General features: G+C 66.4%; 19 protein-coding genes and 2 pseudogenes. 10 read left to right on the top strand and 11 right to left on the bottom strand.

Annotated features, from left to right (window positions below; translation table 11 throughout):
- Positions 1–22 precede the first annotated feature (22 nt).
- On the top strand, positions 23–139 hold the full coding sequence (locus ACYU8W_RS12625) for a discoidin/SUN/FTP domain-containing protein (RefSeq protein ID WP_246092293.1): 117 nt from the start codon (positions 23–25) through the stop codon (positions 137–139).
- Positions 140–276: 137 nt separating this feature from the next.
- A pseudogene (locus tag ACYU8W_RS12620) lies at positions 277–1,242 on the top strand (TerC family protein); the annotation flags it as partial.
- A gap of 50 nt (positions 1,243–1,292) precedes the next feature.
- Here ACYU8W_RS12620 and ACYU8W_RS12615 read toward each other — a convergent pair.
- A complete protein-coding gene (locus tag ACYU8W_RS12615; protein WP_499469550.1) occupies positions 1,293–1,727 on the bottom strand; it encodes an SRPBCC domain-containing protein in 435 nt (144 codons plus the stop codon).
- A 211-nt stretch (positions 1,728–1,938) separates the two neighbouring features.
- Here ACYU8W_RS12615 and ACYU8W_RS12610 point away from each other — a divergent pair, with 211 nt between their 5' ends.
- Complete coding sequence (locus ACYU8W_RS12610; protein ID WP_499469548.1) at positions 1,939–2,424, top strand: tRNA (cytidine(34)-2'-O)-methyltransferase; 486 nt, start codon at positions 1,939–1,941, stop codon at positions 2,422–2,424.
- Here the strand turns inward: ACYU8W_RS12610 and thpR are convergent.
- The gene (gene thpR, locus ACYU8W_RS12605) at positions 2,385–2,933 is read right to left on the bottom strand and encodes an RNA 2',3'-cyclic phosphodiesterase (protein ID WP_499469546.1); all 549 of its coding nucleotides are present in this window, start codon (positions 2,931–2,933) and stop codon (positions 2,385–2,387) included. The two genes, ACYU8W_RS12610 and thpR, sit on opposite strands and share 40 nt — an antisense overlap.
- Before the next feature lie 63 nt (positions 2,934–2,996).
- On the opposite strand from thpR, the pseudogene mgrA reads away from it, so the two are divergent.
- Positions 2,997–4,039, top strand: a pseudogene (mgrA, locus tag ACYU8W_RS12600) (L-glyceraldehyde 3-phosphate reductase).
- Between the two features lie 109 nt (positions 4,040–4,148).
- On the opposite strand, the gene ACYU8W_RS12595 reads toward mgrA, so the two are convergent.
- Both ACYU8W_RS12595 and ACYU8W_RS12590 read right to left on the bottom strand, forming a co-directional pair.
- Positions 4,149–4,484: a rhodanese-like domain-containing protein gene (locus ACYU8W_RS12595; protein WP_129624452.1), complete on the bottom strand. Its 336-nt coding sequence runs from the start codon at positions 4,482–4,484 to the stop codon at positions 4,149–4,151.
- A gap of 196 nt (positions 4,485–4,680) precedes the next feature.
- The gene (locus ACYU8W_RS12590) at positions 4,681–5,187 is read right to left on the bottom strand and encodes a DUF6328 family protein (RefSeq protein ID WP_499469544.1); all 507 of its coding nucleotides are present in this window, start codon (positions 5,185–5,187) and stop codon (positions 4,681–4,683) included.
- A 139-nt stretch (positions 5,188–5,326) separates the two neighbouring features.
- Between ACYU8W_RS12590 and ACYU8W_RS12585 the strand changes: the two genes are divergently transcribed.
- Positions 5,327–7,393 (top strand): MMPL family transporter, encoded by a 2,067-nt coding sequence (locus tag ACYU8W_RS12585; protein WP_499469542.1) that lies wholly within the window; start codon positions 5,327–5,329, stop codon positions 7,391–7,393.
- 48 nt (positions 7,394–7,441) lie between these two features.
- A complete protein-coding gene (locus tag ACYU8W_RS12580; RefSeq protein ID WP_499469540.1) occupies positions 7,442–8,347 on the top strand; it encodes a hypothetical protein in 906 nt (301 codons plus the stop codon).
- Between the two features lie 294 nt (positions 8,348–8,641).
- On the opposite strand, the gene ACYU8W_RS12575 is transcribed toward ACYU8W_RS12580, so the two are convergent.
- A complete protein-coding gene (locus ACYU8W_RS12575) occupies positions 8,642–9,847 on the bottom strand; it encodes an ATP-binding protein (protein ID WP_239702662.1) in 1,206 nt (401 codons plus the stop codon).
- A 278-nt stretch (positions 9,848–10,125) separates the two neighbouring features.
- On the opposite strand from ACYU8W_RS12575, the gene ACYU8W_RS12570 reads away from it, so the two are divergent.
- Positions 10,126–11,094, top strand: coding sequence for an esterase/lipase family protein (locus ACYU8W_RS12570; RefSeq protein ID WP_499469538.1), 969 nt, complete (start codon positions 10,126–10,128; stop codon positions 11,092–11,094).
- Positions 11,095–11,143: 49 nt separating this feature from the next.
- Positions 11,144–12,175: a GNAT family N-acetyltransferase gene (locus tag ACYU8W_RS12565; RefSeq protein ID WP_499469536.1), complete on the top strand. Its 1,032-nt coding sequence runs from the start codon at positions 11,144–11,146 to the stop codon at positions 12,173–12,175.
- 127 nt (positions 12,176–12,302) lie between these two features.
- On the opposite strand, the gene pdxY is transcribed toward ACYU8W_RS12565, so the two are convergent.
- The gene (gene pdxY / locus ACYU8W_RS12560) at positions 12,303–13,154 is read right to left on the bottom strand and encodes a pyridoxal kinase PdxY (protein ID WP_129624460.1); all 852 of its coding nucleotides are present in this window, start codon (positions 13,152–13,154) and stop codon (positions 12,303–12,305) included.
- 145 nt (positions 13,155–13,299) lie between these two features.
- Here pdxY and ACYU8W_RS12555 point away from each other — a divergent pair, with 145 nt between their 5' ends.
- Positions 13,300–13,620 carry a rhodanese-like domain-containing protein gene (locus tag ACYU8W_RS12555; protein ID WP_141927346.1) on the top strand — a complete coding sequence of 107 codons (321 nt, stop codon included), beginning with the start codon at positions 13,300–13,302 and terminating at the stop codon, positions 13,618–13,620.
- A gap of 97 nt (positions 13,621–13,717) precedes the next feature.
- On the opposite strand, the gene ACYU8W_RS12550 is transcribed toward ACYU8W_RS12555, so the two are convergent.
- On the bottom strand, positions 13,718–14,584 hold the full coding sequence (locus tag ACYU8W_RS12550) for an Fpg/Nei family DNA glycosylase (protein ID WP_499469534.1): 867 nt from the start codon (positions 14,582–14,584) through the stop codon (positions 13,718–13,720).
- Positions 14,577–15,614 carry an App1 family protein phosphatidate phosphatase gene (locus tag ACYU8W_RS12545; protein WP_499469532.1) on the bottom strand — a complete coding sequence of 346 codons (1,038 nt, stop codon included), beginning with the start codon at positions 15,612–15,614 and terminating at the stop codon, positions 14,577–14,579. The genes ACYU8W_RS12550 and ACYU8W_RS12545 overlap by 8 nt, the downstream gene beginning before the upstream one ends.
- A 41-nt stretch (positions 15,615–15,655) precedes the next feature.
- On the opposite strand from ACYU8W_RS12545, the gene ACYU8W_RS12540 reads away from it, so the two are divergent.
- Positions 15,656–16,996: a glycoside hydrolase family 15 protein gene (locus ACYU8W_RS12540; protein WP_499469530.1), complete on the top strand. Its 1,341-nt coding sequence runs from the start codon at positions 15,656–15,658 to the stop codon at positions 16,994–16,996.
- Between the two features lie 134 nt (positions 16,997–17,130).
- On the opposite strand, the gene pucL is transcribed toward ACYU8W_RS12540, so the two are convergent.
- The 3 genes from pucL to ACYU8W_RS12525 all read right to left on the bottom strand — a co-directional run bounded on the left by pucL (position 17,131) and on the right by ACYU8W_RS12525 (position 20,216).
- Positions 17,131–18,039 carry a factor-independent urate hydroxylase gene (gene pucL / locus ACYU8W_RS12535; RefSeq protein ID WP_141927342.1) on the bottom strand — a complete coding sequence of 303 codons (909 nt, stop codon included), beginning with the start codon at positions 18,037–18,039 and terminating at the stop codon, positions 17,131–17,133.
- A 251-nt stretch (positions 18,040–18,290) separates the two neighbouring features.
- Positions 18,291–18,722, bottom strand: coding sequence for a MarR family winged helix-turn-helix transcriptional regulator (locus ACYU8W_RS12530; protein ID WP_499469528.1), 432 nt, complete (start codon positions 18,720–18,722; stop codon positions 18,291–18,293).
- A gap of 3 nt (positions 18,723–18,725) precedes the next feature.
- Positions 18,726–20,216 (bottom strand): long-chain-fatty-acid--CoA ligase, encoded by a 1,491-nt coding sequence (locus ACYU8W_RS12525; RefSeq protein WP_499469526.1) that lies wholly within the window; start codon positions 20,214–20,216, stop codon positions 18,726–18,728.
- Positions 20,217–20,279: the final 63 nt, after the last annotated feature.

The following is a 20,279-nucleotide window of genomic DNA, read 5'->3' as shown; positions in this document are numbered from 1 at the left end:
TACCGGCGCACTGGACGTCCATGTGTTCAACGAACCGGGCAAGACCATGCCGGCGGCACGGTACATCCGGGTGCACGCCACCGAGCGCGCGACGAACTACGGCTACTCGATCGAGGAGCTGCAGGTCTTCACCGACTGAGGATTCGCAGCATTACGAAGGTCAGTGCGTGCCGGGCCGTGTGACGCCGGCCACCTCACATCGGGGAGAATGCTGCGCGTCCGGGACGTTGAAACCACAACCGTCACCCGAGGCCCACCCCCGAACAAGGACCCCGCTTGAACGTCACCCCGCTCGTCTGGACCCTGACCATCACCGGCATCATCGGTCTGCTGCTGTTCGACTTCTTCTTCCACGTCCGCAAAGCACACGAGCCGACGCTGAAGGAATCCGCCACCTGGTCGGCGCTGTACGTCGGCGTCGCCCTGCTGTTCGGCGTCGGCCTCTGGTACTTCGCAGGCAGCGGCCACGGCGGCGACTACTTCGCGGGCTACATCACCGAGAAGGCACTGAGCGTCGACAACCTGTTCGTGTTCCTGGTGATCATGGCCAGCTTCAAGGTGCCACGGGCCTACCAGCAGAAGGTGTTGCTCGTCGGTATCGCGATCGCATTGGTGGCCCGTGCCGCCTTCGTCTTCGTCGGCGCCGCGATGATCAGCACGTTCAGCTGGACGTTCTACTTCTTCGGCCTCGTCCTGTTGGTCACCGCCGGCCACATGCTCAAGCCCGAAGGCGAGCAGGAGCACTCCGCCGACAACATCGTCAGCCGGATCGCCAAGAAGTTCTTCAAGGCGTCCGATGAGTACGACGGCGACAAGTTGTTCACCCGGATCGACGGCAGGCGGGTCATGACCCCGATGCTGCTGGTGATGATCGTCATCGGCGGCACCGACATCCTGTTCGCCCTCGACGCGATCCCGGCGATCTACGGTCTGACCGAGGTGCCGTACATCGTGTTCACCGCGACGGCGTTCTCCCTGCTCGGTCTGCGGCAGCTGTACTTCCTGATCGACGAACTGCTCGACCGCCTGATCTACCTCAGCTACGGCCTGGCCGTCATCCTCGGCTTCATCGGCGTGAAGTTGCTCCTTCACGCACTGCACAAGAACTCGCTCGGGTTCATCAACGACGGCAAGCCAGTGGACGTCATCGAACTCACCACACCGGTCTCGCTCGGCGTGATCGTCGGCGTCCTCGTGATCACCGTCGTCGCATCTCTGATCGCTTCGCGCAAGAAGGCCGAGGAGAAGGAGCTCAGCAAGGCCGGGCCCACGCAGTGATCAGCATGCAGTGATCAGGCGACCCGCTTGGTCCTGATCTGCAGCGCCGCGAGCCGGTCGAGGGTCGGGTCCCACATGCGGGTCAGGTGCGGCGCGATGTTGCTGTTGACGGCGTAGGTGAGCACGAGCTCGCACCCTTTGCCCTCGATGGGCAGCAGTCGTACCGACAGCGTGTCGAGGCCCTCCTGGACGAAGTCGGCACCGTCGACGCGCCAGGTCAGGTCGAAACCGTGCTGATCCCAGTGCAGGCAGGTGCCGGAGATCGTGACACCGGTGGACGCACTGGAGATGCGGTAGGCGTCACCGCGTCCGCGGCGCGGAAGGTCGTAGCTGACGCCGTCGATGTGGGGCCAGAACCACTCACTCATGACGCGGGGGTCAGTCCATGCAACGACGACATCGCTGACCGACATCTGCAGTCGCCGGTGGAAGATGTAGTCCTGGTTCATGCCACCAAGCTAGCCAGATCCGCCTTTTTTTTGGATCGGACGAGCGTTCTGTAAAAAGTCTTTACCTTCTCTATTGGATATCTTTACCTTCTTCAGTGGATCGTCGAGCGCCCGCTTTGGACAGTCGTCCAGTCACGCGATGACGCGCAATTCTGGGGAGTCGCCATATCCAATTCGCCGATGAAGCATTCGGTGCGTCAGACTCACGAGCATGTTGCACGTCGCCTTCTTCGAGCCGCAGATCCCGCCCAACACCGGAAACGCGATTCGCCTGTCTGCGTGCACGCCGGTGCATCTGCACCTGATCGAGCCGCTGGGCTTCTCGATGGAGTCGGCCCGGTTGCGCCGCGCCGGTCTGGACTATCACGACCTGGCGACCGTCACCGTCCATCCCGACTTGGATGCCCTCTGGTCGCATCTGCCCGGCGCTCGGGTTTTTGCCTACACCGGACGCGGCGACACCGTCTTCAGCTCGATCGCTTACCAGACCGGTGATGTGCTGCTGTTCGGACGAGAGGCCGACGGCCTGCCCGAGGAGGTCCTGTCGCACTCACGCATCACCGCGCAGGTGCGAGTGCCGATGATGCCGGGACGCCGATCCTTGAACCTCAGCAACACCGCAGCGATCGCTGTGTACGAGGCATGGCGGCAATGGGACTACGCGCTGCCGAGCGCAACGGACGCGGCCGTCTCGTAGCGCGGCCTGCCCGACTGGCCTTCCCGCAGGTGGGAGTGCACCAGTTCGACCTCCTCGACCAGCCACGGCGCGGACCGGAAGGTGTCGAGCACCTGCAGCCACTTGCGGGCGTCCAGTGATCGCTTCAGCCGTGCGATCGTGAGGTGTCCGACGAAGCGCTGACCGTCCGGGGTCGCACCGGCGCTGTTGCACGCGTTGCGGACGCCGGCGGCGAGGCGACTCATGTCGGCAGCAGGTGCCAGCCACAGCACCTTGGCGGTGAACTCGTCCGGGAAGGCGCCCGCTCCGGCCAGTGACAGCTCGAAGGACTCGTGTTTGGCGGCAGTGCGTTCCAGCGCCTCGACCAGATCGTCGACCCTGTGCTGCGCCACTTGCGGAAGGAACGCGAGCGTGAGGTGCCACTGCTCGGGGTCGATCCACGGCATGCCGTCGCGGGGCGCGAGAAACTCGCTGAGTTCTTCCTTGATCGGTTCCGGCGGCACCACCGCCACGAACATCCGCGCGCTCACGCCTGCTTGAAGAAATCGGGTGCAGTCATGCATTCGAGCCTAGGCGAAGAGCAGGATGGAGCAATGACGATGCACGCGGACGATTACCAAGCCTTGCGCAGTCGCTACGACTCGATGACCTACCGCCGATGCGGACGCAGCGGCCTCGACCTGCCGGCCATCTCGCTCGGTCTGTGGCACAACTTCGGCGACGACTTCACGCTCGACAACCAGCGCGCGATCCTGCGCCGGGCCTTCGATCTCGGAGTGACGCACTTCGACCTGGCGAACAACTACGGCCCCCGCACGGCAGCGCCGAACGCAATTTCGGCACGATCTTCGCCCAGGACTTCAAGCGCTACCGCGACGAACTGATCCTGTCCAGCAAGGCCGGGTACGACATGTGGCCCGGGCCCTACGGCCAGGGCGGCGGCAGCCGGAAGTACCTGATCTCCTCACTCGACCAGTCGCTGAAGCGCATGGGCGTCGAGTACGTCGACATCTTCTACAGCCACCGGTTCGACGACACCACGCCGCTGGAAGAGACGATGGGCGCGCTGGACTCGATCGTCCGGTCGGGCAAGGCGCTGTACGTCGGCATCTCCTCCTACAGCGGGCAGCGGACGCGTGAAGCGGTCAAGATCCTGCAGTCGATGGGGACGCCACTGCTGATCCACCAGCCCTCGTACTCGATGCTGAACCGCTGGGTCGAGGACGACCTGTTGCACGTGCTGGAGGAGACTGGCACAGGCTGCATCGCGTTCTCCCCGCTGGCCCAGGGCATGCTCACCGACAAGTACCTCAAGGGAGTGCCCGCCAATTCCCGTGCAGCGCAGGGCAAGTCACTCGGCGAGAAGATGCTGTCGGAAGAGACGCTGAAGAACATCCGGGCGCTGAACCGCATCGCCGGCAAGCGTGGCCAGACCCTCGCTCAGATGGCACTCTCGTGGGTGCTGCGCGACCCGCGGGTCACCTCGGCGCTGATCGGTGCGTCCAGCGTCCGGCAGTTGGAGGACAGCCTCGGGGCACTCGACAACCTCGAGTTCACCGACAAGGAGCTGAGCGCGATCGACAAACACGCGGTCGATTCGGGCATCAACATCTGGAAGCGGTCCAGCGACAGCTGAACCACACCGGATTGTGCCCGCGATTGCGTTCAAGGTCCCGCTGGAACGCGCGCATTCGCATGGGCTCAGCGGGTCAGGCGGTCCAGGAACGCTCTGAGCAACACCCCGCTCAGGCGACGGTGGGTTCCGATCCGTCCGAGGAGACCATCGGCTTGCCCGCCTCATGCCAGGCCTTCATGCCGCCCTCGAGGTTGGCGACATCGAGACCGAACTCGGCGAGCGAGGGCAAGGTGCGCCGGACGCGTCCGCCGCCCTTGCAGGTGACGATCAGCTGGCGGTCGCCGGCGAGGTCGCGGATGTGGTCGAGGTTCTGGGACAACTCACCGAGCGGGATGTGGACGGCGTTGGGTGCGTGCCCGGCGTCCCACTCGTGCTGTTCACGGATGTCGAGGAACACCGCATCGTCGGGAAGGTCGGTGACAGGGACGTCCGGGAATCGGCTCATTCATCGAGAGTAACCGTTTGCGCCGGGGACAGCCGTAATCACAGCGTGATCACCGTCGGCCCAACTGCGCGGATCGACCGAGCCTCCAGCGCAGTGATCAGGGTTCAGGTTCAAGGGGGCGGGGGCCCGACATGCACATCAATTCACCGGTCACTGGGCGACTGTCGACCTGGCCGGCTTCCGCGCCTGAATCACCTCACTCGTACTGGCCGTCGCTGCGGCGCAACAGGAATCGTGGCAGCACCACCCACAACGCGATGACCAGCAGGACGCACAGCACGGCCGCGATGTAGCCGGCTGTGCGGCCGATCACTACGTCGACGATCAATGCGGTCGCACACACCAGCGCGAGCCCGAGCATCATCAGGCCGGCCATCGTGAGCTTGTTCGCGGCCTTGAGGAGTTCATCCTTCGCCCGGCGCCGGAACAGGATGCGGTGGATGACGACGGGGCTGATGATGCAGAACGTGGACGCCGTGATCAGGCCGACGATCGCGACGTAGAGATGGATCTGCTGCCCCTGCAGGATGTCGAACCGCGCCTGGAACGGGAGGGTCAGCAAGAAGGCGAACAGGATCTGGATGCCGGTCTGGGTGACACGCAGTTCCTGCAGCAGTTCGTTCCAGTTGCGATCGAGCCGCTCGCCGGGTGACTCGCCGCGCTCGTCGTCCCCCTGGTCGTAACTGATGTCCTGGTGTCCCATCCGTTCAACGTACTGGTCGCGAATCTGCCGGTGGGGGGTTTTCGGTCCGGCGACCCGCGACCCGCACGTCCGGCGTCGAGGGCGTCCGACCTTGAACACCCGTCGCCGCCAAATACTTGCATCGTGAAAGAATCGCGCGATGGGACCCCTCTTGGATCGCATCGCCTCCGCACTTTCCGGTCGTCGGTCCTGGTGGGCCCTGATCCTGGCCGTTCTGCTGGCGGGTCTCGCCTTCGCGATGGGCGCTACCTCGAGTTCGAGTGCCCCGGTGTCGCTGCCTGCCGGCGCGGAGTCGGCCAAGGTTCGCGAAACCCTGAAGAGCTTTCCCGGTGGTGAACTGTCCCAAGGCGTCGCCGTCGTGACCCGCGAGGACGGCGCCGAGCTCTCCCCCCAGGACCTCTCCGCGATCGGCCAGATGCGCGAGCGGATGCTCGCCGTCGACCGGGGGGACGCGGTCAAGAACGCACCATCCTCGGGCCCGCCGGTCGTGCCTTCGCCGGACGGCAAGGCCGCGATCGCCTTCGTCCCGTTCGACGGCTCGGTCACCGGTTTCCCCCTGGTCGACTCGGTCAAGGAGGTGCGTGAGGCCGCCAATTCCGGTCTGCCCCAGGCACTGAAGATGGAGTTCACCGGCGGCCCGGGCTTCGGCGCCGACACCGCCAACGCATTCGCCGGAGCTGACCTTCGGCTCATCCTGATCACCGCGCTCGTCGTCGCCGTGCTGCTGCTGATCACCTACCGTTCCCCGATCCTGTGGCTGGTGCCGCTGATCGTGGTCGCGCTCGCCGACCGGGTCGCATCCATCGTCTCCGGCCGTGTCGTCGAAGCGTTCGGACTGGTCAGCGACGGCTCGACGTCCGGCATCACCAGCGTCCTGGTGTTCGGAGCGGGCACGAACTACGCGTTGCTGCTCGTCTCGCGATACCGCGAGGAACTGCGTCACGAGACCGACCACCGAGTCGCCCTGCGCACCGCCGTCCGGCATGCCGGTCCGGCGATCCTGGCCTCCAACCTCACCGTCGTGCTGGCCCTGGGTGCCTTGTTGTTCGCGATCCTGCCCAGCAACCGCGTCCTAGGTCTGAGTGCTGCCTTCGGCCTGCTGGTCGCCCTCGTGTTCGTGATGCTGATGCTGCCACCGGCCCTCGCGCTGTGCGGACGCAAGCTGTTCTGGCCGTTCGTTCCGAAGCCGGGCGACCACAAGGACGAGAAGGAAGGCATCTGGCACCGCCTCGCCGACGGCGTCTCGAGCAAACCGTGGATGTACGGCGGAGCGGGCGTGCTCGTCCTGCTGATCTGCGCCGCCGGACTGGTCGGCGTCAAAGTCGGCCTGTCGCAGACCGAGCAGTTCCGTGTCGCGGCCGAGTCCGCCGACGGGGTCGAGACGATGGCGAAGCACTACCCCGCCGGTGAGGCGAACCCCACCCGGATCGTTGCGAAAACCGCTGCAGCGCAGCAGGTTCAGCAGCGTGTTCAGGGCGTCGACGGAGTCCGCTCGGTACGTCCGAGCGGTCGCTCCGAGGCGGGACTCTCGTCCTGGACGGTGGTGCTGGATGCGCCTCCCGGCACGGACGGAGCCACCGGCAGCATCCGCGGGATCCGGGGTGCGCTGAAGGGTGTTCCGCAGGCCGAGGCGATGGTCGGCGGTCCGGACGCCGAAGCGCTCGACCAGTCGACCGGTGCCGAACGTGACCTGAAGCTGATCGTCCCGCTGATCCTGCTGGTCGTGTTCATCGTGCTGGTGGTGCTGCTGCGAGCGCTCGTGGCACCCGTCCTGCTGATGTTGTCGACGGTGCTCAGCGCTATCGCAGCGATCGGTCTCGGCAGCTGGATCAGCACCAATGTCGCGGGATTCCCGGCGCTGGACGACGGCGTCCCACTGTTCGCGTTCCTGTTCCTGGTGGCACTCGGTGTCGACTACACGATCTTCCTGGTGATCCGTGCGCGCGAGGAGAACGCGAACCACGGCACCAGGGAGTCGATGGTGCGTGCCGTATCGGCAACCGGTGCGGTGATCACCAGTGCGGGCGTCGTGCTCGCCGCAGTGTTCGCGGTGCTCGGGGTGCTGCCACTCATCGTGCTCACCCAGCTCGGCATCGTGGTCGGCCTGGGTATCCTGCTCGACACCTTCCTGGTGCGCACGGTCGTGATCCCCGCGCTGTGGAGCATCGTCGGTCCGAAGGTGTGGTGGCCCTCGAAGCTGAGCTGAGCACCCGGCGCGATCGACCCGTCCCGGTACGAGTGTGCCGACACCCCGGTGACCGGCTGGCTCGACGGTCAGCTCGCGAACGTGAACATGCCGAACTTGATCGCGCTCAACCGGCTCGGTGCGCTCGACATCCCGGCGTACCGCACGCTGATCTTCGGTCAGGCCAGCAAGGGCGACCGGTTCGGCTACAACGGCGAGTACACCAACGAGATGAACCGCACGATGCGCGACCTGCGCAGCTTCTGGGACATCAAGAGCGACGACATCTCGCTGATGCCGATGCACGGCGCGGCGTCGTTCACCGACCAGAAGCAGGTGTCGCTTACCGTGCAGTTGGCCTTCGGCGTCTCGCCCGCCACCGGCGACGCGATCGCCGCGCTCTACCCGATCCTGTTCGCCGCCGACCCGGCACTGAAGGGCGGCGACCACCCCATCTTCACCTTCAACGCGTTCGCGTACACCGAGGACGGTGCGCCTGCGAATGAGCAGCTCGGCATCCCCGACCGCATCGTGATGGGCGACGGCGTTTTCGCCGGCATGGCAGCGATCGGCCTGGGCCGCACCGCGCCCCGCTCGATCCTCGCGCACGAGTTCGGACACCACGTGCAGTACGAGAACAACCTGTTCGACTCACCGCTGACCGGACCGGAGGCGACCCGACGCACCGAGTTGATGGCCGACGGCTACGGCTCGTACTTCATGACCCACAAGAAGGGTCAAGCGCTGAACAAGCACCTCGTCGTGCAGGACGCTATGGCGTTCTACAACGTCGGCGACTGCCAGTTCACCTCCGACGGCCACCACGGCACCCCGAACCAGCGTCTGCGCGCTGCGAACTGGGCGTCCGACCTCGCTCTGGCGACCAAGCCGCGGTCCAACGTGATGCCGTCATTGGGCTTCGCGCGGCTCTTCGACCAGAAGCTGCCGGATTTCGTCGCGCCCGACGCCGGCTGACCTGGTCGTTCCACGCACGGTGCCCACGGACCTCGGTTCGTGGGCACCGCTGTCTGCACCGCGAATCCGCTTCATCCACAGCGTTGTTCACACCTGTGGATAAAACTACATCGATGTAATTTGTCCGGACTTCATCGCCATTACGGAACGGATCCGGGCAGGCTGGACGTCACTCCCCCGGTTCGGCACTGGTTCGCCGGACCCTGCCGATCAAGCGTCTGTCGAATCGGCGTGAGTTTCTGCCCTTGGCCGTCCCTGGCGAAGGGCAGAAACTCACGCCGATTTGGTTTGGTCTCAGCTCACGCTGCGCAGGTACTTGCCGAAGTGCGGGACGGTGAACGCGACACGTCCGCGTTCGTTGGAGTAGACCAGCCCCTTCTTCAGCAGCGCATCCCTTGCCGGAGAAAGCGATTGGGGTTTGCGGCCGAGGACGTCGGCGACATCGGACGTGAGCACCGAGCCGACCTCGTCCTTCTCCGAATCGGGCAGTCGGCCGCCGGCCTCCGCCATCGCGCGTAGGTACTCCCGCTCCCCCGGCGTCGCACGTTCGTAGCGTGAACCGAAGAATCCGACGGCGAGGTCGGCCTCGGCCTGTGGGGCAGCAACGGCCACATCGGACGCGGTGATCGGCGACTTGGGGGCCAACTCCCACACCACCTGGCCGTACGCCTGGATGAAGTACGGATAGCCGCCGGTCACCTCGTACATCGCATCGAGAGCGCCCTGCTCGAACTCGGCGTCCTCGTCCTGCGCCGGACCCTGGAGTGCACGGTCGGCCGCCTCGCGGGGAAGGCGATCGATCCGTGCGTAACGGAACAACCGCTCGGAGTAAGACTTGGACGCCGACAGCACTGCCGGCAGGTGCGGCAGGCCGGCGCCGACGACGATGACCGGCAGACCGGACTGGCTGATCTCGTGGCACGCCGCGCACAATGCAGAGATGTCCTCGGGGTGCAGGTCCTGCATCTCGTCGATGAAGATGCCAATACCGCGTCCCATGTCGGCAGCCAATCCGCCTGCGTCCGAGAGCAGTTCGACCAGATCGATCTCGATATCGCCGGAGTCGGCGCGCCCACTCACGGCCGGCGCGTCGATGCCCGGGCTCCACTTGTCCCGCAGCTTCGCGTTGGGTGCCGCGTCGCGCTGGGCGAAGGCCTTGATGACGCCCAGGACGTGGTCGACGTCCTCGCTCTGTGGGTGTCCCAGTTCGCGGACCGCCTGATGCAGCGCACTCGAAATCGGTCGGCGCAGCCGTTGGTCGGGCCGAGCCTCGAACTTGCCGGTGCCCCACTTCGCCCGCACCGCCTCGGAGCGAAGTGCGTTGAGCAACACCGTTTTTCCGACACCGCGCAGTCCGGTGAGCACGATCGACCGCTCCGGACGACCGCGCGCGATGCGCTGGAGCACCACCTTGAACTGGTCGAGTTGCTCGTCACGACCGGCGAGCTCGGGCGGACGTTGGCCGGCGCCGGGCGCGTACGGGTTACGGATCGGGTCCATGCGAGGACTGTATGCGCATCTCTACCGGACACCCGATATTTCGCTAGCGAGTCCGATGGATCCACCAGAGGTGGCCGCAATCCCCCGATCAGGAAGTCTCATCAAATCTATTGCAGTTGCGATAGTCGCCTAGTCGACCTCATCACAGCACTGACGCGCAGTGACAAAGAGCATGTTTGTTCACCTGATGAATGTGATCCTTGACACATTAGCGAGATGTACGCAACGGTCTGCCGCAGCCGGCACGCCCCCTGCTGCCGCCGACAAGGAGTACTCCGATGTCCAAGCGCATGCTGTCCGTGAGCGCCGCCGTGGCAACCACCCTCGCTCTCTCGATCACCCTTCCCCAGCAGGCCGAGGCCGCGTCCGACCCGGTCGGACCGACCCAGCTGTCTTTCCCCGCCGCCCTCGCATGGTCCACCTTCTCCCCCAACGCCGTAGCGCCCGGCATGAACGACTGGGACTGCAAGCCCAGCGCCGCACACCCGCGTCCGGTGGTGCTGGTGCACGGCACCTGGGCGAACCGCTACGCCTCGTTCGCGCTTCTGTCACCCGAACTCAAGCGCGCCGGCTACTGCGTGTTCGGCCTCAACTACGGCGACGAGAACGACTCGATCGCCGGCAAACTGCCCGGCGTCTACGCAACTGCCGCGATCAAGCCGTCCGGCGCCGAGATCTCGCAGTTCGTCGACCAGGTGCTCGGCAGCACGGGTGCGGCGCAAGTCGACATGGTCGGCTGGTCGCAGGGTGGCATCGCGGCCCGCTCTTACCTGCAGTTCTACGGCGGCGCCAACGCCTCGAATCCCGCCGCCAACAAGGTGAAGAACCTCATCCAGTACGGCGCGACCAACCACGGCACCACCCTCAGTGGTCTGGCGACGCTCGCCGATCAGCTCGGGATCCTCAACCTCACGCCGGCCGCACTCGGCCAGGCCGCCGTCGACCAGACCATCGACTCGCCGTTCCAGCAGCAGCTCAACGCCAACGGCGACACCGTGCCCGGCGTCAACTACACGGTGATCGGCACGAAGTACGACGAGGTCAGCACGCCGTACACCCGCACTTTCCTCACCGCCGGACCTGGCGCGACGGTCAACAACATCACCCTGCAGGACGGCTGCGCGGTCGACCTCAGCGACCACCTGTCGATGATCTACTCGTGGCGCCTGATCGGCCTCACAAAGAAAGCGCTCAACCCGGCCGGCAACGTCTACGTGCCCTGCGTGCCGCGCCTGCCCGTCGTCTGACGCCGTAATCCCGTCGCCGTCTCGCGCGGCGACGGGATTAGATGGTGCGGTGACCACGATCCACACCGCCCGCCTCACCCTGCGGCCGATCACCGACGCCGATGTCGCCGACGAACGGATCATCAGCTGGCACACCGACCCGGCCGGGTACGAGCTCATGTCGGAGGCGCCGCGCACCCGTGACGACGCAGTCGAGTCGCTGCAGACCTGGCGGGAGGGGTGGGACGCCGACGGCATCAGTTACTGGATCGCCGAGCACGAGGGCACGCCGGTTGGCATCGGCGGGGTGCGCGCGATGAACTACCAGAGCCACCCGCACCTCAATCTCTACTACCGGCTCGACCCGCAGTCGTGGCGCCGCGGCTTCGGCAGCGAGATTGCCTGTGCGGCAACGGCATACGCGCAGGAGTTCTATACGGCGGGACCGGTCATCACCCGCATCGCACCGGCCAACGAGCCGTCCCTGCGCATCGCCGAGCGCGCCGGAATGGAAGACCTCGGCCCATTCCGGATGCCCCAAGACCCGGAGCACCTTCCCGACAACCTGCTCTTCGAGTCGCCCACCGCGCGGCTCGGCATCGGCGAGGCCTACGACGAGGTGCTCGACCTGTGGTGCCGGGTGAACGCGGACGGTGGTGCGGTCGGCTGGGAGGGTGCCGCACCCCGCGACGAGGTGGCGACGGTGCTCGACCGCCACCTGTCCGCCGAAGCAAGCACCCTTCTGCGCCTGCACGCGCCGAACGAGGAGACCTGGAACGACCCGTCCCAGGTCGGCCCGCTGCTCGGGTTCGGCTTCATCCAGCGCGCGACGTGGTTCTCGACCGCGCACCGCGCCACCCTCTACCGCGTGATGACGGACCCGCAGGAGCGCGGGCGCAATCTCGGACGCATCCTGATGGGCGCCCTGCACGGGCAGGCACGCCGGGACGGTGTCGAGACCTGCGAGATCAGCTACCGCGGGGGCACCGGACTGGAGAAGTTCTACGAACAACTGGGCTACGTCGAGACCGGGCGCCTGCCGGGAGGTCTGCGGTTCAGCTGGGGCGAGGTCGACGACGTGGCGATGGCTCGACGCCTCTGATCGGGTCTTATCTGCCTATCTAGCAACTCAACTAGAGGCCGCTAGCGGAAGACATCACGTGCCTCCTTGGTCAAGCGTCCATGGTGGCAGTGGCCGAGCGAATGCGGGAGGGGCTTCGGCGAATCCGTCAGTCGAGCCGGGTGACCTCGAACCGCCCCGTCGGGTGGGCGATGAGTTCCTGAGCGCCGACGATCTGGATCTCACGCGTGGCCGCGGTGTGGGTGGTCTCCATGACGCCGAACACGGAGTCGGCGGTCGCGGCGAGCGCCTGCTCGGCGGGTTCGGTGAGCAGGTGCGCCAGGAAGATCGCAGTGGTCGCGTCACCGGCACCGACCACGTACATCGGCAGCAACGGGGTGGTGACGATCCAGGCGCCGTCCCCGTTGACGACGGCCAGCTGGACGGAGTCGGCCGGGGTCTCGTCGGTCTGCACCGAGGTGACCAGCACGGTCTCCGGTCCGCGATCACGGATGGAGCGCGCGGCGTCCAGCAGTTCGGCGACGGAGTGGATCTCGCGCTCACCGGTGAGGTACTGCAACTCCCACTGGTTCGGGGTGATCACGTCGGCGGCCGGCACGACCTTGTCACGCATGAACTCGGGGATCCCCGGACGCACGAAGAACCCGCGTCCGACGTCGCCCATGACCGGGTCGGCGCAGTAGATCGCCTTCGGGTTCGCCGCCTTCACCCGTGCGACGGCGTCCAGAATCACGGTGCCGATCGGGTCGGCGCCCATGTAGCCCGACAACACGGCGTCGCATTCGGGCAGGACGCCGCGCTCCTCGATGCCGGTGATCACGTCACGCACGGTCTCGGGTTCGAAGACCGGTCCCCGCCACTCGCCGTAACCGGTGTGGTTGGAGAAGTGCACGGTGTAGACCGGCCAGACCTCGTGCCCCAGGCGCTGCAACGGGAAGACGGCGGAGGAGTTACCGGCGTAGCCGTAGGCGACCGAGCTCTGGATCGACAGGATCTTCATTCCCGCGATGCTAGTACGGCCGTGCCGTACACCTGTGCTGCAGTTCGTCGGTGCGCAGGCGCCACACCCGTGCAATCCCGGACCCAGGATTCTGGGCCGCGCCGAACTGCAGCACGGGTGTACGACGATCCCTACGCTGGTCACCATGAGCGAAGAACTGCAGCCGAAGGACATCGCCGACGACGCGATCATTCTCGACGTCCGCGAGCAGGACGAATGGGACGCGGGCCACGCCCCCAACTCGGTACACATTCCGCTCGGGGAGATTCCGGAGCGCCTGGGTGACCTGCCCGAGGGCGAGCCGCTGCCCGTGGTCTGCCGTTCGGGCAACCGGTCGAGCCGCGCCGTTCAGTGGCTGGAGGCGCAGGGCTTCGAGGTCGCGAACGTCGCCGGCGGGATGAAGCAGTGGGAGTTCGACGGCAAGCCCGTCGTCACCCAGCACAACGTGGAACCCACGGTCATCTGACACACAGACCTTCACCGAGTGGCCGGGCTGTGAACTGGTGGCCGGGCTATAGCCCGGACGCTGGTTCATAGCCCGGCCACTCGGCGTCAGGTGAGCATCACTTGAGCAGGCGGGACATGCGCCGGTCGGCGAGCGTCTTGCCGCCGGTCTGGCAGGTCGCGCAGTACTGCATCGAGCGGTCCGCGAAGGACACCTCGCGCACCACGTCGCCGCACTCCGGGCACTTCTCGCCGGCACGTCCGTGCACCCGCATCCCGGAGCGCTTGGCGTCCTTGAGTTCGGCGGCGGGCTTGCCTGCGGAGGCTTCGATCGCGCCGTTGAGGGTATCCCGCATCGCATTGTAGAGCCGCGAAACCGCTTCAGGATCAAGGGAATCCGCCTTCGCGTACGGCGACAGTTTCGCGACGTGCAGCACCTCGTCCGAGTAAGCGTTGCCGACGCCGGCGATCACCGACTGGTCGCGCAGCACGCCCTTGATCTGACCCTTCTTCGCGGCGAGCAACTGCGCGAACACCTCGAGCGTGAACTCGTCGGACAACGCGTCCGGCCCGAGGGAGGCGATCTGCGGCACTTCGGTGGTGGGGTCCTTGACGATGTACGCGGCCAGACGCTTCTGCGTGCCCTGCTCGGTCAGGTCGAACGCCGAGCCGTCCTCGAACGAGACCCGCAGCGCCACCGGGGACTTGCCGCCCGGACGTAGCCGGGTGCCCGGTGCCTTCTCATACCAACGCAACCAGCCCGCGCGGGACAGGTGGAAGACGAGGTGGATGCCGTCGACGTCGAGGTCGATCCACTTGCCGAACCGGCGCACGTCGGTGACGAAAAGTCCGCAGAGTGCCTGCGGCGCAGGCGAATAGGTCTTGAGCACGCTGAACGAGGCGAGCTCGACGTCGGCCACCGCGACGCCTTCGACCCGCGAGCGCAGGAAGCGCACGAGGGACTCGATCTCGGGCAACTCAGGCATGGGAGACGCCGGTGTCGAGGGTGCGCAGGCAGGAGAGTTCCTGGAAGAGGGCGTACCCGTCGCCGCCCTCGACCTTGAAGGTCGGCGACTCGCGTCCGTCGTCACGCGACAGTGGGTGACCGTGCGACAGCATCTGCTGGGTGACGGTCAACTGTCGGATCGCGATCGCCCGGACGTTGTCGGGCATCTCGGCGGCGAACTCGTCGTAGATCTCCGGATCGTGCTGCCCGTCGTCGCCCACCAGCAGCCACTGGATGTTCGGGAATTCGACTGCCAGTCGGCGCAATTGGGAACGCTTGTGTTCGCGTCCGCTGCGGAAGACGGCGGTCTCGGTAGCACCCCAGTCGGTCATCAGCAACGCGCCGGTCGGGAACCCGTGGCGTTGCAGGAAGCGATTGATGATGGGCTGGGTGTTCCAGGCTCCGGTCGACAGGTACAACATCGGCGATCCGGGATTGTGCGCGAGCAGCGACCGATACAGCGCCGACATCCCGGGCACGACTCGGCGGGCCGTCTCCGGCAGCACGAACGTGTTGTACGCGGCGAGCATCGGACGCGGGAGCGAGGTGACGACGCAGGTGTCGTCGATGTCGCTGATGATCCCGAACCGGATGTCGTCGCCGATCACCTGCACCGGGGCAGTGCTCTCGACCGTTCCGCAGCGCACCCGGGCGTGGTGCCAACCCGGCTCGAGTCCGTGGCCCTGCAGAGTGATGTCGAAGTAGCCACCGCGGTCGGAGTGGGTGTCCACGACCGCATCTCCGAGTCGCACCTGTACCGGCTGCCGGGATTGCGGGGCGGCCATGAAGACCCTGATGCCGCGCCGCACACTGGCGTACATCGGGTCGATCGGTTGGTCGGCGGCGTCGACGCGTGAGAGCACGATGCGTCCCATGACCCGTGCCTGGGTACCGCTGGCGTAGCCGGAATAGGCCAACACGCGCGTGACGAATCCACGTCGCGACAGCAACCTGCCCAGCACACTGTTGAACGCGTCCTCGGCGCGGGCGGCGGGGTGCATCGAACCCATGGGCAACACCCTAGGCGAACCGTCCCGCCTAGTCTGGACGCGTGGTGAACCGCAAGCGAGCGCGTCCGACCCGGCGCACCTTCGTGGCCGCGACCGTCGCCACCACCGCCGGCGCCGGCGGCCTGCTCGGCTACCAGGCCTGGCCCCGCCGCGAGTACCCCCGCCACGTGCCGCTGTACTCCGCAACCGTTGCCAAAGGGCCTGCACCGCAAGGCGATCCGGTGCCCGGCGAAGACCGCACGCTCGTCCAGTCCGGGGAAGTGAGCCTGTTGATCCGGGACAGCCGAGTCCTGCAGACGGCACCGGACGCGTCCGCCCTGCTCACCAGCGAGAACATCATGCTCGCTACCGCTCCGGAGTGGTCGCGCACCGGTGGTTTCAAGGAGTTCGCGCGCTCGGCGTTGCAGGACGTGTTCGTGCTCTCCGACGGTCTGCCGAGTCCGGTCGCCGCGTGGACGCCGTACTGGCGGTTCAGCTGGCCTCGCGACAGCGCGTTCGTCGCGGTGGCTCAGGCGATGACCGGTCAGCCCGACGCCGCCGTGCGAGTCATCCGCTTCCTGCGGTCGGCGCAATCGGACGACGGCTGGTTCGAGGCTCGATACGTGCCCGGCACCTCACGCAGCCCCGACCGCCGGGCACGGCAGTTGGACGGTTCGGGATGGGCACTGTGGGCGGCCGACCAGGTACGAGCGCGTCTGCCGGCGGACCGGGCTCGCGTCGAGGTCGCGTCCTGGAGATCGCTGATCGTGCGCAGCACCGACCGGATCATCGCCGCGACGAACACGTCGTCCGGGTTGCCGCCGGCGACCCCGGACTACTGGGAGGTGACCGAACGGTCACCGACTCTGGCCACGTGCGCCGTGCTCGCCGCCGGCCTCGAAGCGTCGGTGCGTCTGCTGACCGCACTCGGCGACACTGCGCGAGCCGAGCGAGCCAGCCGTGCGCTGACTCGGTTGGACGCGACGATCATGAGCGCCTACGGCCGGTACGGCTACCCGCGCCACCCCGGACGCAGCGACCCGGACATCGGCGCTGCCTTCCTGCTTCCACCCTTCCGGGACGCGGTGAACGAGCATGCGCTGCAAGGCCTGGTCTCGCTGTTGCCCCGGCTGAAACGACCGGCCGGCGGGTTGGCACCGGGTTCGAGTTGGCACCGGGACGGGATCAGCTGGACGCCCGAAACCGCCACTGTCGCAGCGGTTCTGGGTGCATCTGGTCAGACGCAGCGGGCCAGGGACATGGTGCAGTGGCTCGGTGAACATCGCACGATCGGTGGTTCGTACCCGGAGAAGGTGCTGGAGACGGGCGAGCCTGCCGCGGTGGCGCCGCTCGCTTGGACCGGGGCTGCGGTGCTGCTCGCGATCCAGGGGCTCGAGGGTTGACTTCCCACTTCCCGGCGAACAGCTCAGGGACGACGAAAGCGCGACAGTCGCGCGTTACGCCCTGGTGCACGTCCGAACCGCGGCGTAACGGACGACTGTCGCGCCTTCATGTCACGGGTGAAACCAAAACGAACTCAGATGAAGGACGGAACCGCGGTCCACGCCTCGCCGGGCTCGCCGGCACCGTCGCGGAGGACGGTCGCTTCGATGAGGCCGTACGGGCGGTCGGCGGCAATGAAGACCTCGCCGTTGTTCTCAAGGCCGAACCGGTCGAGGTCGTAGAGGAAGTGGTGCTTGTTGGGCGCGGAGAACTTGATCTCGTCGATCTCCGGGTGCGCCTCGAGCACGTCGCGGCCCATCGCGTAGAGCGTCTCCTGCAGCGCGCGGCTGTACGTGGTCGCGAACGCGGCCAGGCAGAGCTTCTTGACGTCATCGTAGACCTCGTCGAAGTTGACGCCGTCGATCGTGTTGAAGCGCCAGCGCGCGGTGAGGCTGGTCGCCATGATGCGGTCGTCGGCCTCCTCGAGCGTCGTGTACTTGTCCTTGAGGAAGCCCTTGAACTCCGAGCCGGTCGACTTCAGGACGATGAGGTCCTCCAGGCCGGAGACGACCCACACCTTCTGGTCGGCGTCGCGACCTTCGACCGTGATGATCGCGGTGCGGGTCTCGGTGCCGCGGCGCACGAACGAGTGGTCGTGACCCTGGCCGTCGACCTGGATGCGGTCCCAGGCGTACTCCTCGATGCGGATCTGCGATCCGGTCGCCTTTGCAGCGGCGGTCAGGAAGTGCTTGCCGAGCGCGACGCCGTAGGCCTCCGGCGACTCGATGCCGACCTCCTTGGCGAACGCGAAGGACGTGTTCTTCTGGGTGTCGGTCGGCAGGACGTCGCCCTGGTTGCCCTCGAGGTGGGCGGCGGTGAAGTCGCCACGCAGCGAGGTCGAGACATTGAGGTCACGGATCGAGTGACGGTCGGTGTCGCGGTAGACCCGCATCACACGGTTCTCCGCCTTGCCGTACTGGTTGCTTCCGAGAGAGATCGCCATCGGTTCTGCTCCTTTGCAGGGGCGCCCTCCGCGGCCAGGACACCCAAAGACTAGGTTCTGAGGTGCATTTCGCGATGCGAAATTTAAATACCGACTGATGGAACCGTAGGGACGCACATCACACCCTGTCAAGGGTGGAGTCCATGCCTCGACGACAGATGTCACGACGCCTCGCCCGGCGGTCGTCATGACGGCCGGTTCTCGATACTACGGGCGTATTCAAGGGAGGTGGTCGTCATCGCGACCGGTTGTCAGGGACGCTCGGACGCGATCTGTCGCAACAACTCGTTCGCCCGCACCAGCACTTGGCGATCCTGCTCTGACAGTCCGGCGAGCACCGGAGTGATCGTCGCCGACCGCGCCCGCCGCGCTTCGTCGAGCACCCGGCGTCCGGCGTCCGTCAGCGAGATCAGGCTCGCGCGGGCGTCGTCCTCGTCGCTCGCACGGACCAACAACCCTTGTTGCTCAAGCCTTTTCACCTGAGCGGTCATCGTCGGCTGACTGCAGTGGTCGGCCTCGGCGAGCTCACCCACCCGGGCGTTGTCGTGCGCCTCGACCAGGCTCAACAGACGTGCCTGACCGGTCGGGATCGGCAACTCCGAATGCTTGGTCGCCCAGCGGTTGAGTTTGGCCACCGCCGACAACAACTGAGCACCGAGGTCGTCCGCGGGTATGTCGCTCATCGCTCAGCCCTCTGAGGAATCCCGCAGTTCACGCTTCAGGATCTTGCCGGTCGCTCCCTTGGGCAGCTCGCCGATGAACCGCACCTCGCGCGGGTACTTGTAGGCGGCCAGGCGCTCCTTGGCGAAGTCCTGGATCTCCTGCTCGGTCAGCTGCGAGTCGCCGGTACGGACGACGTAGGCGATCACTTCCTCGCCGTAGTGCTCGTGCGGGACGCCGATGACGGCGGCCTCGGCGACGTCCGGGTGCTCGTACAGCACTTCCTCGACCTCGCGCGGGTACACGTTGTAACCGCCGCGGATGATCATGTCCTTGCTGCGGTCGACGATGAAGAAGTAACCGTCGTCGTCCATCTGCGCCAGGTCGCCGGAGAAGAACCAGCCGTCGCGGATCGCCTCGGCAGTGGCGTCCGGGCGCTTCCAGTAGCCCTTCATCAGCAGGTGGCCACGGATCGCGATCTCGCCGATCTCGCCCTTGGCGGTGTCCGAACCGTCCGGCTCGGCCAGGCGCATCTCGACGCCCTCGAGCGGGGTGCCGATCGAGCCGGCCTTGCGCTCGGCGTTCGGGTGGTTGAACGACGCGACGGGCGAGGTCTCGGACAGGCCGTAACCCTCGAGCACGACGCAGCCGAACTTCTGCTCGAACTTCTTCATCACCTCGACCGGCATCGCCGATCCGCCGCTGGCGCAGACCCGCAGCTTGGGGAAGTTGACCTCCCGGTCGGCGGTCGCAGCCAGCAACGCCTGGTACATCGTCGGCACGCCCTGGAAGATCGTGACGCCGGCCTTGTCGAGCATCTCCAGCACCGCGCCGGGCTCGAAACGAGGGACCATGGCCAGCGTCGCGCCGGTGGCGACGGAGGTGTTGAGGCCACAGGTCAGGCCGAAGACGTGGAACAACGGCAGGCAGCCGGCGATCACGTCGTCCGCGGTGATCGCCATCAGCGTGCGTGCGACGACCTCCTGGTTCTTGTTCAGCGAGAAGTGGGTCAGCTCGGCGCCCTTCGGACGACCGGTGGTGCCGGAGGTGTAGAGGATGACGGCGGTGTCGCTGTCGTCGCGGTCGACGAACTCGGTGCTCGGCTCGTACTGCTTGATCGACTCACCGATGCCGGCAGGCAACGGCACCTCGATGAACGGGACACCGGCCTCCTCGGCCCCTGCGGCGGCGTCGCCCGGCATGCCGAACATCAGCTTGGCGCCGGAGTCAGACAGGTAGTACTCCACCTCGCGCGGACGGAACAGCGGGTTCATCGGGATGACCACGGCGCCGGCCTGGAGCGCACCGTAGAGGATGACCGGGAAGTCGAAGACGTTCGGCAGCGAAATGGCAACCCGATCGCCCGGCTGGATCCCCTTGTCCTTCAACAGGTTCGCCACGCGTCCGGCCGCGTCGGCCAGCTGGGCGTAGGTCATCGAGTGCTCGCCCATCCGCAGTGCGACGTTGTCGGGGTGCTGGGCGGCGGTGTTCTGCAGATTGCAGGCGAGATTGGTCATGAGCCGAGATTAGTTGGCGTTCCCGGCGTTCGGGTCGGTGCGGCCGAAAACGACCACGACTTC

The organism is Yimella radicis, from assembly GCF_054778255.1.
This window is presented reverse-complemented; position numbering and strand designations above follow the sequence as displayed.

Bases quoted from the DNA above. Each gene is read 5' to 3' on its own strand.
- ACYU8W_RS12615 (WP_499469550.1), bottom strand. From the start codon at position 1,727: ATGAACCAGGACTACATCTTCCACCGGCGACTGCAGATGTCGGTCAGC.
- ACYU8W_RS12610 (WP_499469548.1), top strand. From the start codon at position 1,939: ATGTTGCACGTCGCCTTCTTCGAGCCGCAGATCCCGCCCAACACCGGA.
- ACYU8W_RS12595 (WP_129624452.1), bottom strand. From the start codon at position 4,484: ATGAGCCGATTCCCGGACGTCCCTGTCACCGACCTTCCCGACGATGCG.
- ACYU8W_RS12590 (WP_499469544.1), bottom strand. From the start codon at position 5,187: ATGGGACACCAGGACATCAGTTACGACCAGGGGGACGACGAGCGCGGC.
- ACYU8W_RS12585 (WP_499469542.1), top strand. From the start codon at position 5,327: ATGGGACCCCTCTTGGATCGCATCGCCTCCGCACTTTCCGGTCGTCGG.
- ACYU8W_RS12575 (WP_239702662.1), bottom strand. From the start codon at position 9,847: ATGGACCCGATCCGTAACCCGTACGCGCCCGGCGCCGGCCAACGTCCG.
- ACYU8W_RS12570 (WP_499469538.1), top strand. From the start codon at position 10,126: ATGTCCAAGCGCATGCTGTCCGTGAGCGCCGCCGTGGCAACCACCCTC.
- pdxY (WP_129624460.1), bottom strand. From the start codon at position 13,154: ATGAAGATCCTGTCGATCCAGAGCTCGGTCGCCTACGGCTACGCCGGT.
- ACYU8W_RS12555 (WP_141927346.1), top strand. From the start codon at position 13,300: ATGAGCGAAGAACTGCAGCCGAAGGACATCGCCGACGACGCGATCATT.
- ACYU8W_RS12550 (WP_499469534.1), bottom strand. From the start codon at position 14,584: ATGCCTGAGTTGCCCGAGATCGAGTCCCTCGTGCGCTTCCTGCGCTCG.
- ACYU8W_RS12545 (WP_499469532.1), bottom strand. From the start codon at position 15,614: ATGGGTTCGATGCACCCCGCCGCCCGCGCCGAGGACGCGTTCAACAGT.
- pucL (WP_141927342.1), bottom strand. From the start codon at position 18,039: ATGGCGATCTCTCTCGGAAGCAACCAGTACGGCAAGGCGGAGAACCGT.
- ACYU8W_RS12530 (WP_499469528.1), bottom strand. From the start codon at position 18,722: ATGAGCGACATACCCGCGGACGACCTCGGTGCTCAGTTGTTGTCGGCG.
- ACYU8W_RS12525 (WP_499469526.1), bottom strand. From the start codon at position 20,216: ATGACCAATCTCGCCTGCAATCTGCAGAACACCGCCGCCCAGCACCCC.